10 protein-coding genes are annotated in these 10,004 nt (G+C 63.4%); 6 read left to right on the top strand and 4 right to left on the bottom strand.

What is annotated here, in order from left to right; translation table 11 throughout:
* Together EN991_RS10740 and EN991_RS10735 are read right to left on the bottom strand one after the other, a co-directional pair.
* Nucleotides 1–182 (bottom strand): hypothetical protein (locus EN991_RS10740; protein ID WP_206519186.1); only part of this gene is annotated, 182 nt, incomplete at its 3' end.
* Nucleotides 179–2,251: a hypothetical protein gene (locus EN991_RS10735; protein ID WP_127368721.1), complete on the bottom strand. Its 2,073-nt coding sequence runs from the start codon at nt 2,249–2,251 to the stop codon at nt 179–181. The genes EN991_RS10735 and EN991_RS10740, both read right to left, overlap by 4 nt.
* A 310-nt stretch (nt 2,252–2,561) precedes the next feature.
* Between EN991_RS10735 and EN991_RS10730 the strand changes: the two genes are divergently transcribed.
* A complete protein-coding gene (locus EN991_RS10730; RefSeq protein ID WP_127368720.1) occupies nt 2,562–3,695 on the top strand; it encodes a helix-turn-helix transcriptional regulator in 1,134 nt (377 codons plus the stop codon).
* Nucleotides 3,696–3,709: 14 nt separating this feature from the next.
* Here the strand turns inward: EN991_RS10730 and EN991_RS10725 are convergent, their stop codons facing one another.
* Both EN991_RS10725 and EN991_RS10720 read right to left on the bottom strand, forming a co-directional pair.
* Complete coding sequence (locus tag EN991_RS10725; RefSeq protein WP_127368719.1) at nt 3,710–4,747, bottom strand: zinc-binding dehydrogenase; 1,038 nt, start codon at nt 4,745–4,747, stop codon at nt 3,710–3,712.
* Nucleotides 4,748–4,800: 53 nt separating this feature from the next.
* Complete coding sequence (locus tag EN991_RS10720) at nt 4,801–6,042, bottom strand: acyl-CoA dehydrogenase family protein (RefSeq protein WP_127368718.1); 1,242 nt, start codon at nt 6,040–6,042, stop codon at nt 4,801–4,803.
* A gap of 113 nt (nt 6,043–6,155) precedes the next feature.
* On the opposite strand from EN991_RS10720, the gene EN991_RS10715 reads away from it, so the two are divergent.
* The 5 genes from EN991_RS10715 (at nt 6,156) to EN991_RS10690 (ending at nt 9,789) form a co-directional block, all read left to right on the top strand.
* Nucleotides 6,156–6,971: an SDR family oxidoreductase gene (locus EN991_RS10715; RefSeq protein WP_127368717.1), complete on the top strand. Its 816-nt coding sequence runs from the start codon at nt 6,156–6,158 to the stop codon at nt 6,969–6,971.
* Nucleotides 6,972–7,010: 39 nt separating this feature from the next.
* Entirely contained in the window at nt 7,011–7,496 is a 486-nt protein-coding gene (locus EN991_RS10710; protein ID WP_263484965.1) for a MaoC family dehydratase, read from the top strand.
* Nucleotides 7,493–8,524, top strand: coding sequence for a phosphotransferase family protein (locus tag EN991_RS10705; protein WP_063168970.1), 1,032 nt, complete (start codon nt 7,493–7,495; stop codon nt 8,522–8,524). Before EN991_RS10710 ends, EN991_RS10705 begins: the two co-directional genes overlap by 4 nt.
* A 165-nt stretch (nt 8,525–8,689) precedes the next feature.
* The gene (locus tag EN991_RS10695; RefSeq protein WP_013529665.1) at nt 8,690–9,334 is read left to right on the top strand and encodes a TetR/AcrR family transcriptional regulator; all 645 of its coding nucleotides are present in this window, start codon (nt 8,690–8,692) and stop codon (nt 9,332–9,334) included.
* A 206-nt stretch (nt 9,335–9,540) separates the two neighbouring features.
* The gene (locus tag EN991_RS10690; protein ID WP_013529664.1) at nt 9,541–9,789 is read left to right on the top strand and encodes a DUF680 domain-containing protein; all 249 of its coding nucleotides are present in this window, start codon (nt 9,541–9,543) and stop codon (nt 9,787–9,789) included.
* Nucleotides 9,790–10,004 lie beyond the last annotated feature (215 nt).

Below are 10,004 nucleotides of genomic sequence, written 5' to 3'. Positions count from 1 at the left end.
CCATCCTGCATGGTCAGCGGGCCGGAGCTGGTCAGCTGCGCAAGCCCGTCGAAGGTCGTGGCTTCGATCATCCCGCCATTGCTGGCTGTGGTCAGCATTGCGCCGGCACCGTTGATGACGCTGTCATTGCCGGCGCCGAACAGGCTGGTCCCGCCGGTTGTCCAAATGGCGTTGTTGGTCACCATATCGTCCAGACCACGAAGGTCGACCGGCCGGTCAGCGTGCCGTCATTGGTGAGGGCCGTTGAGCCACCGACGGTCAAGACGGCCAGGGCCGTGGCCGTCTGCGCGCTGTTGCGCGTGGCGCCGGAAAGGCTGATGCTGATCGCCTGTGCGACGCTCGACTGCGCAATGATCGCGGCGTTGGCGCCTTCGACCGTGCCTGTCGCCGTGATGCTGGTGGTGGCCCCGCCGCTGTTCTCCGTATAGATGCCGTAAATGCTGCCGCTGACCGCCGCGGCGTCAACCTTCAGGCCTCCCGTCGTCAAGGAGCCGTTGATGGCGTAGATGCCGAAATTGGTTGTGCCGGTCACTGTGCCCGTCGCCTTGACCCGGGTGGCGCCGGTTCCATAGTTGATGACATCGATGCCCATGACGTCGCCGCTGACCGACATGGCGTCGACCGTCAGGTCTTTCGCGGTGCTGTCGTTGTGCGCGTTGATGCCGTCGCCGTCTGTCCCGATCACTGAACCGGTCGCCGTGATGCTGGTGGCGCCGGTGCCGTAGTTCCTTGCATAGATGCCGGTGCCGCCACCGCTGACCGCCGTTGCATTCACCGTCAAGCCCGTCGCCGTGCTGCTGTTGACCGCATTGATGCCGAAATCGTCTGTCCCGGTCACGGCGCCCGCCGCCGTAATGCTGGTGGCGCCGGTTCCGGTGTTCAGGGCATAGATGCCGGTCTTGCCGCCGCTTACCGCGATGACGTCGACGGTCAGATCCGTGGCGTTCGTGTTTGCCACGCCGGCAAACGTGCCGTCCGGATTGAACGTGAGAGCAGCGTTGACGGCAATGATGCCGACGCGATCGGTTCCGGTCACGGCACCCTTGGCGGTAACACTGGTTGCGCCGGCGCCCCTGTTCTCCGCATGGATGCCGTATTTGCCACCGCTGACCGCCATCGCGTCGACCGTCAGGCCGGCCGTCGTCGTATCGTCGTTGAACGCGTAGATGCCGGTATCGTTTGTCCCGGTCACCGCGGCCTTCGCCGTTATGCTGGTGCTGCCGGTGCCCTTGTTGTCGGCATAAATGCCATAGACGACGCCACTGACCGCAACGGCGTCGATCGTCAGGTCTGTTCCACCGCTGAAGGCATAGATACCGTAAAGACCTGCCGCGGTCACCGCGCCCTTGGTTGTGATGCTTGTGGCGCCGGTGCCATAGTTCTCGACAAAGATGCCGGTGTTGCCGCTGTCGACCTTGCCGTTGGCCGTCACCGTCAGGTCTTTGCCAGCACTTGCAGGCGGGCCAGAAACAAAGGTTACCGTGCCGTTCAAGATCGTGTTGACGACATCGAACTGTCGCCCACCATTGATCGCATAGATGCCGTAGAGCGTTCCGCCAATGACATCGCCATTGGCCGCTATGCTGAGATCGGCCGTCGTACCCTGATTGACGGCATAGATGGCGCTCTTTTTGCCGCTCACCATTCCGGTGGTGACGGTGGCGACCGAGCCCTGCGAATAGGCGAAGAGACCATAGCTGTTGGCACCTGTCGCCGTGACGTCGCCCGTAGCCTTGACGGTGGTCGCGCCGTCGCCGGTGTTGATGGCGGCAAGGCCGATCAAAGCGCCGGTCACGGCGCCGCTGGTGTCGATGGCGACCGCGCCGCCCGGGTTTGGTCCGTAATACGGGTCCGCGGCCTGCGGAACCAGGGACACGACGCCAAGGCCGATGCCGGTCGTCGAGGTCAGTGGCGAGGCATTGGCATCGGTGTAGCTGACCGCGCCGCTGCCCAATATGCCGAGAGCGTAGGGATCGCTGGTGGTGACGCTGAACCCGGGATCGGTGGTGACGGAAGGGTTGGCCGGAGCAAGAGCAAGGGCGATGAAATCGCCGAGATCCAACGGCAAGCCGACCGTGGTGGGGACGAGCTGGCCGGTCGTGTTGGCGCCGGAGCAGACATAGTTGGGTGATACTACAGGCACGCAGGCGGCCTCGGCGCTCTGGCCAAAGCCGAGCAGTGTTGCCCCGGCTATCGCCGTGCTGACCAGCAAGCGGTTGCGATATCGGTGATTTCGATTGCTGAGATTCATGTCCCGCCCTTGCGCAAATCCCGACTGGTCGCCTTCAACAGGAGGCCGAAGCGAATATCGGTGTTTCCTGCCAAGGGCTGATCGAATGCGGCCGCCTTTCACAGCCGTCAGATGACCGGGGTACACGCTTTCTTGGGATGAATGTTACCGGATTGCCACAGGTGGTTTGCCGACAGCAGGCGACTTTCAGAGCCCGCGAGACCGACCGGGGAAGAGCAAACCGCTCCGGCGGCAGCGCAACTTGCGCGAGAGCTTCCGTATGTTAGTCTTGTTTACGAAACTGTGGGCATCTGAAAGATCGCAACACCCAATGGCGGACGTCAGCGTAGAAGCGGTAGCCGTCGTGGTCGGCCAAATTTACGAAGCAGCCTACGATCAGCACCGCTGGTTCGATGCCATAGCCGGCCTGCGTGACCTGTTTGGCGGCTCTCGCTCCTGCATCGTGCGCTTCGGCCCGGAGGCGCTTGGCGCGATTGCATCCAACCCGGATCCGGAACTCAGTTCGCCAATGGGCATCGAAGCCTTCCTCGGCGATCCGGTGGCTCGCACATTGGCTTCCATCCCGCTCGGTGCGGTGGGTCATTGGCCAGCGTCGGACGAGGAGACAGCGTTCCGCAGCCGCGACCTCTGGCAAGACTGGCTGAGGCCGCGCGACATGCATCACGGGCTGGTCTGTAACTTGCTGTCCGCCAACGACGCACACTGGATACTCGACATCCATCGCGGCTCCAGACAGGAAGCATTCGGCCCCAGCGACGTCGAGCTGTTGCGGAAAATCGTGCCGCATGTGCTGCGCGCGGGGCAGATCGGCAGGCGCCTGGGGAACGTCTCGGCGCTGGCATCGGCCTTTTCGCACCTGCCCTTCGGGGTGTTCCTGGTCAACGCCAACCGGCATATAGCGCAAATGAATGAGGCTGCCGAAGCGATGCTATCGCGGCCCGACAGTCCGCTGGCGCTGAAGGACGGCGCCATCGTTGTTTCCGGTTCCACGGACGCGCGAGAGCTTCAGCGGCTGGTCGCGGATGCCTGTGCGTTGCGGGAAGGTGTGCTGCAAGGGACCGGTGGGACACTGCGTGTCCCGTCGGATCGCCAGCGATCCGGTGGGACACGGCTGGTGCTCTCCGTCGCGCCATTCGTCGATGCCCGCGCCTATGGCCTGGCATCGGAGCGCTGCGCGGTGATCATGGTCACCGAAGTCGCCGGGCGCATTCCGGACAGCTTCGAGACGCATATCCGCGGCCTGTTCGGCTTGACATTGGCCGAAGCCCGGCTCGCCACGGCATTGGCGTCAGGCCTGTCGCTGAAAGAGGCTACAGCGAGTTCCAGGATTACCGTGAAAACCGGTCGCGGCTATCTCGAACGGATCTTTGCCAAGACCGAAACCCGCCAGCAAAGCGAGCTTGTCGCACTGCTCAAAAGCACGGAACCGCTCAGCGGGCGATAGTGTCTCTCCACGCTTCAAGGCCGGATGAACACCTTGCCGTTGGGCTTGGCCAGTTCGGCTGGCAGCCGCGCCATTGCTTCGGCAAGCGGCACCACCGCCGTCACGTCGGTCGACCAGCGCCCATCGGAAAAACGCTTCTGCGCCTCCAGGATCGCCGGGCCGCGACGGTCGCGGAACTGGCGCATCCACTCGCTCAGCCAAAACCCTTCGATATGCTTGTGCTGGAAGATCAGTTGGCCGGGCTCGCGGATAACGGTGGCTTCGGGATCGAGCCGCCCATAGATGATCCAGCGCGACCGCTTCGGCATGACGTCGAAGATGGCGGAGGCAAGCGGCCCGGTTACCGCGTCAAGGAAGATGCGCGGCTGTTCGGCCTTCATCACCTCGCGCAGCGCCGCCTTGAAATCCGTCGCCCTTTCATTGAGCACGTGCGCCGCGCCAAGCGCATTCAGAGCCGCGATCTGGTCGTCGCGGCGCACGGTGACGATCGGCCGGAAACCCTCTTCGCTGGCCAGGCCGATGATCAGCTTGCAGAGCTGGCTGGCGCCGGCGGTCATGACGAAGGCCTTCTCGCCTTCCTCCTTGACGATGTCGAACATGGCGAGCGCCGTGAGCGGGTTGACGATCATCGCCGCACCGTCCTCGTCGCGAACGGTGTCGAGCAGCGGGATACAGGCAGCCGCCTCGGCGACGGCATAGTCAGCCCACGAGCCCCAGTTGGTGACGCCGGTGGCAAAGGCCACGCGCTTGCCGATCAGGCTTTTGGGATAGGGCTCGTCCCCGCTGGCGACGACAATGCCGACACCCTCGAAGCCGGCCGGCTGGCCCTTGGCACGCGGCTGGCCGTACTGGCCCTTGACGAAGGCGACATCGGACGGATTGATCGAGGCGAGGCTGACCTTGATCAGCACCTGGCTGGGGCCTGGTGTCGGCACCGCGATGCTGCCCGGCTCGAGATAGGGCTCCATCGCCTCCAGCACACTGCCGCTCGGCCTCCTGGTGTAGCCATCGCCGACAAGCAGCAGCGCCTTCATTTCGGATGGGACGGTCATCGGAACACTCCTCGCTCGAGCCTCGGGTCGCGCCCGCATGACGATGCCGGCGCTCAGACCTTCTCCTGCGTGTATTTCCTCAACTCCGTCCGCGCCACCTGACGGCGATGCACGGCGTCCGGCCCGTCGGCAAGGCGCAAGGTCCGCAGATGCGTCCACGACCGCGCCAGCGGTGTGTCCTGGCTGATGCCTTGCGCGCCGAACATCTGCACCGCCTCGTCGGTGACCTTGAGCGCGACGCGCGGTGCGATCACCTTGATCTGGCTGATCCAGGGAGCAGCGGCCCGCGCATCGCCCTGGTCGATCATCCACGCCGCCTTGAGGCAGAGCAGCCGCGCCATCTCGATCTCCATGCGGCATTCGGCGATGATGTCGAAATTGGCGCCGAGCTTTGCCAGCTTCTGGCCGAATGCCTCGCGGCGCACGGACCGCTGGCACAGCATCTCGAGCGCCATCTCGGCCTGTCCGATGGCGCGCATGCAGTGGTGGATGCGGCCGGGACCGAGCCGCCCTTGCGCGATCTCGAACCCCCTGCCCTCGCCGAGGATCAGGTTCGACGCCGGTACGCGCACATTGTCGAAGCGAAGATGCATGTGGCCATGCGGCGCGTCGTCATCGCCATAGACCTGCATGGCCCGCACCTTGGTCACGCCTTTGGTGTCTGATGGCACCAGGATCATCGAATGGCGGCGGTGCTGCGGCTCGTCATCGCCCCCGGTCCTGACCATGACGATGTAGATGGCGCAGCGCGGATCGCCGGCGCCCGAAGCCCACCATTTCTCGCCATTGAGCACATAGTCGCCGCCGTGGCGTTCACAGCGCATGGCAATGTTGGTGGCATCGGATGAAGCGACATCCGGCTCGGTCATCAGATAGGCCGAGCGGATCTTGCCGTCGAGCAGCGGTTCCAGCCATGCTTTCTTGTGGTCGGCCGAGCCGTATCGCTCCAGCACCTCCATGTTGCCGGTGTCGGGCGCCGAGCAGTTGAAGGTCTCGGCGCCGAGATGCGCCTTGCCCATCTCTTCGGCCAGATAGGCGTATTCGACGGTGGAAAGGCCATAGCCGCGTTCCGAGCCGGTCAGCCAGAAATTCCACAGGCCGCGCTCTCTTGCGGTCTTCTTCAGCCCTTCGAGGATCTCGCTCTGACGCGCACTGTAGACCCAGCGGTTGCCTGCCTTGCCCACTTCGCTGAGGAATTCATGGTCGAGCGGCATGATCTCGTCGCGCACCATGGCCGCGACGCGCGCCTGGATTGGCTTCAGCCGCTCGGTCATGCCGAGATTCATCTCCGTCATCGGTCGCTAACCCTTCATACACGCCAGGCATTTTGTCAGTGGCAAGGATGACCGTACTTCGGATAGCCTTGTCAACGAACTGTTTGCCCGCATGCCGAGCGCGGAGAATTGTGATGAGCTATCTGGACGAACTGTTTTCGGTGGCCGGCAAGACCGCGCTGGTGACGGGTGCGGCGACCGGCATCGGCCGCATGGCGGCGACCGCGCTGGTCAGGGCCGGCGCCAGCGTGATGATCGCGTCGCGCAAGGGCGAGGATTGTATCAAGGTCGCCGAAGAGTTGAACCAGCTTGGTGCACCGGGCCGGGCCGACGGCTTCGTCGGCGACGTTTCCAGCGAAGCCGGCATCGCCGCACTCGTCGCCGAGGTCAAATCGCGCACCGAACGGCTGAACATTCTGGTTAACAACGCCGGCGTCTCCTGGGGCGCGCCGCTGGAAAGCTTCCCCTATTCGGCATGGGCCAAGGTGTTTGGCGTCAACGTCACCGCGGTCTTCCACCTGACGCGCGAATTGCTGCCGCTGCTCGATGCCGCCGCCAGCGACGCCGATCCGGCCAGGGTGATCAACCTCGGTTCGGTAATGGGCACGCAGCCGCTGGCCGACGACGCCTATTCCTACACCGCCTCGAAGGCTGCGGTTCATCATCTGACGCGCACACTGGCGATCGAGTTCGCCGCCCGCCGCATCACCGTCAACGCCTTTGCCCCCGGCCCCTTCCAGAGCCGGATGACGGCATTCGCCACCGGTACGGATGAGCAGGCCAGGCACGTCGGCAGCCATGTTCCGATCGGCCGTATCGGCGCACCGGATGACATTGCCGGCGCAACGCTCTATTTGTGCAGCCGTGCAGGCAGCTATGTCACTGGCGCCATCCTGCCGATCGACGGCGGACAGTCGGTGCAGCATGGGCTGACCTTGTTCAAGGAATGACATTTTCCGGCCACAGAAGCCGGGGGTGAACTGGAGGACATGAGCGTGGAACCGATCAGTCTCGATGTGCTTCTGGCCAGTGTCGGCAAGGAGGTCGGCGTGTCGCCGTGGCGGGTGGTCACGCAACGCATGATCGATCAGTTCGCCGACGCCACGGACGACCATCAGTTCATCCACTGCGATCCGGAGCGGGCGATGCGTGAAACGCCGTTCGGCGGCACCATCGCGCACGGCTTCCTGTCGCTGTCGCTGTTGTCGGCGATGACCTTCGAGACCATGCCGCCGCTGGAAAACGGCAAGATGGGCGTCAACCACGGCTTCGATTCGCTGCGCTTCCTGGCGCCGGTGAAAACCGGCGCGCGCATCCGCACCCGTTTCGTGCTGGCCGACGTCAAGGTCAGGCCGTCGGGCTGGGTGCAGACCGCGCATGACGTGACGATCGAGATCGAGGGTTCGAAGAAGCCGGCACTGACCGCGCGCTGGCTGACGCTGACCTTGATCGAACGCCAGCCCGAGACGGCATGAGTGATCCCGTTCTCGACCAGGCAGCGCTTGCGCCTTACCTCGAGGCGAACATACCGGGCTTTTCCGGGCTTGCTGCAGTCGAGAAGTTCAAATCCGGCCAATCGAACCCGACCTACCTTTTGACGGCGGCAAGCGGCCGTTACGTGCTGCGCGCCAAGCCGCCGGGGCAATTGCTGAAATCGGCGCACCAGGTCGACCGCGAATTCAGGGTGATGAGCGCGCTTGCCGGCACCGCCGTGCCTGTGCCTGCCATGCTGCACCTGTCGGCGGAAGGCTCGCCCATCGGCCGCATGTTCTACGTGATGGATTTCCTCGACGGCCGCATTTTCTGGGATCCGGCCCTGCCGGAGGCTGGCGACAATGATGAACGCGCCGCCATCTACGATGCCATGAACGACACCCTCGCCGCCCTGCACGAGGTCGATGTCGAGACTGTGGGGCTCGGCGATTTCGGCCGGCCGGGCAATTATTTCGAGCGCCAACTGGCGCGCTGGACGAGCCAGTACCGTGCCTCGGAAACCGGCACCGTCGCCGACATGGACCGGCTGATTGCCTGGTTGGAAACGCATATGCCCGTAGATGACGGCCGGATCTCACTGGTCCATGGCGACTACCGGCTGGACAATCTGATCTTCGCGCCGGACCGGCCAACGGTTCTGGCAGTGCTCGACTGGGAACTTTCGACATCAGGCCACCCCTTCGCCGATATCGCCTATCAATGCATGCAATGGCGGCTGCCGCACGCTTCCGGCTTTCGCGGCCTGGGCGGTATCGATCGTTCCGCACTCGGCCTGCCTTCCGAAGAGGACTACGTCGCCGCCTACTGCCGGCGGCGCGGGCTCACCGGTATCGGCAACTGGACGTTCTTCCTCGCCTTTTCCTTCTTCCGGCTGGCTGCCATCTGCCAGGGCGTCTTCAAGCGGGCGCTGGACGGCAACGCCTCCAATCCCGAGAAGGCGAAAACCTATGGCGAGGCGGTGAAACTGCTTTCGTGTCTTGCCGCAGAACTGATCGACAGGGAGGCGTGATGGGCCATTTCGAGAGAGGAACGGTGCTGATCACGGGGCTGCCAAATTACGACAAGCGTCGGCACGATCCGAAGCATACCGTTTGGGAACTTCCCGTGCCCTTGTCCGTTTCCGTACAGCGTATATAATTTAGCCAGCCACCAACCCAACCGAAGGCACCAGATCTTGCCGCAGAGCGTCCAGACACGCCGCGAGAAACAAAAAGCAGAACTGCGCTCCGAATTGCTCGAGGCCGCGCATAAGCTTGTCCAGGAAGAGGGCTATGAGGGCCTGACCATCCGCAAGCTGGCCAAGCGGGTCGGCTACGCCCCGATGTCCGTTTATTCCTACTTCGCCGACAAGCAGGACATCCTGTTCGCTCTGGCCGAGGACGCATTCGAGACGCTTGCTCGCCGCATCGAGGAGCATCCGTCCGATGATCCGATCGCAGCCTTGCAGGCGGTGATGACGGAATATGCCGCCTTCGGGCTCGGCAATCCCAACGAATACCGCACCGTATTCATGACCGAAAAGACCAAGCTGCCGGAAGGCAGGAGCTACGACGACATGGAAGAGAGCAACCCGGCGATGAAGGCGCTGATCAGCCGGGTCGAGGCCTGCGTTGCCGCCGGAAAATTGCAGGGCGATCCGCGCGCCATCGCCACCATGCTGTGGGCGGTCGGCCACGGCACGATCTCGCTGCTCATCACCTTTCCATTCTACCCCTTCGGCGACCCGCAGGCCTTCGTGAAGCGGATGTGCGATTTCACGCTCGCCACGCTCAGCACGCAAAACGTCCCGCCATTGACCGAGACACCGGTCAACTGCTGAACGCCGTTCCCTTTCATTTCCATATTTTCTCTCCGCCCCAGCCAGACCCTGGGGGGATTTCTTGGTTAACGAAAAATTTATCGTACGCGTACGGTTTTCCCTTGAATTCCCAATCGACGGCGTATATGTACAGTCTATCGTACATGTACGAGAAAAATTCACCCGTCGGTACGAATTGAATTCGACCCGGAAACCGGAGACTGACAATGAAAAAGACACTCCTCACCCTCGCCGCCGTGCTGGCACTTTCGGGCTCGGCTTTCGCCGCCAACACCACCCATCCGGTCAAGCATGCGCCGGTGGCGGCCTGCGTTGACACCAAGACCAATCTGAAGCTCGATTGCGCTTCGACCGGTTCGGTCGAGAAGAAGGGTGCCACGGAAAACACCGCTGAAGGCAAGGGCCCGCGGCTCGGCATCAGCATCAATCCGTGGATTGTGCCGAGCGCATTCTGATATCAGCAAAGATCACGTCTGGCCGGCACAAGCCGGCCAGCTTCAAGCGACCGAAATCGGCAGCTTCGCCGCTGAACTCTCAAAGGCTGCGTCGATCAGCTTCTGCATGTCGGCGGCGCGCCGGAACGACGGATCGCCATTCCGGCCTGCATCCAGCGCATCGGCAAAGCGTCGCGCATTGCGCTTGACACTGGGCAGATCCAAAGTCCGCCAGC

The sequence above is a fragment of the Mesorhizobium sp. M7A.F.Ca.US.005.03.2.1 genome, assembly GCF_003997795.1.
In the GTDB taxonomy this organism is placed as follows: Bacteria; Pseudomonadota; Alphaproteobacteria; order Rhizobiales; family Rhizobiaceae; genus Mesorhizobium; species Mesorhizobium ciceri.
The sequence above is the reverse complement of the archived record's forward strand: the minus strand, read 5'-3'. Positions and strand labels throughout refer to the sequence as shown.

Bases quoted from the DNA above. Each gene is read 5' to 3' on its own strand.
- EN991_RS10720 (WP_127368718.1), bottom strand. From the start codon at position 6,042: ATGACGGAGATGAATCTCGGCATGACCGAGCGGCTGAAGCCAATCCAG.
- EN991_RS10710 (WP_263484965.1), top strand. From the start codon at position 7,011: ATGAGCGTGGAACCGATCAGTCTCGATGTGCTTCTGGCCAGTGTCGGC.
- EN991_RS10730 (WP_127368720.1), top strand. From the start codon at position 2,562: ATGGCGGACGTCAGCGTAGAAGCGGTAGCCGTCGTGGTCGGCCAAATT.
- EN991_RS10735 (WP_127368721.1), bottom strand. From the start codon at position 2,251: ATGAATCTCAGCAATCGAAATCACCGATATCGCAACCGCTTGCTGGTC.
- EN991_RS10690 (WP_013529664.1), top strand. From the start codon at position 9,541: ATGAAAAAGACACTCCTCACCCTCGCCGCCGTGCTGGCACTTTCGGGC.
- EN991_RS10715 (WP_127368717.1), top strand. From the start codon at position 6,156: ATGAGCTATCTGGACGAACTGTTTTCGGTGGCCGGCAAGACCGCGCTG.
- EN991_RS10725 (WP_127368719.1), bottom strand. From the start codon at position 4,747: ATGACCGTCCCATCCGAAATGAAGGCGCTGCTGCTTGTCGGCGATGGC.
- EN991_RS10705 (WP_063168970.1), top strand. From the start codon at position 7,493: ATGAGTGATCCCGTTCTCGACCAGGCAGCGCTTGCGCCTTACCTCGAG.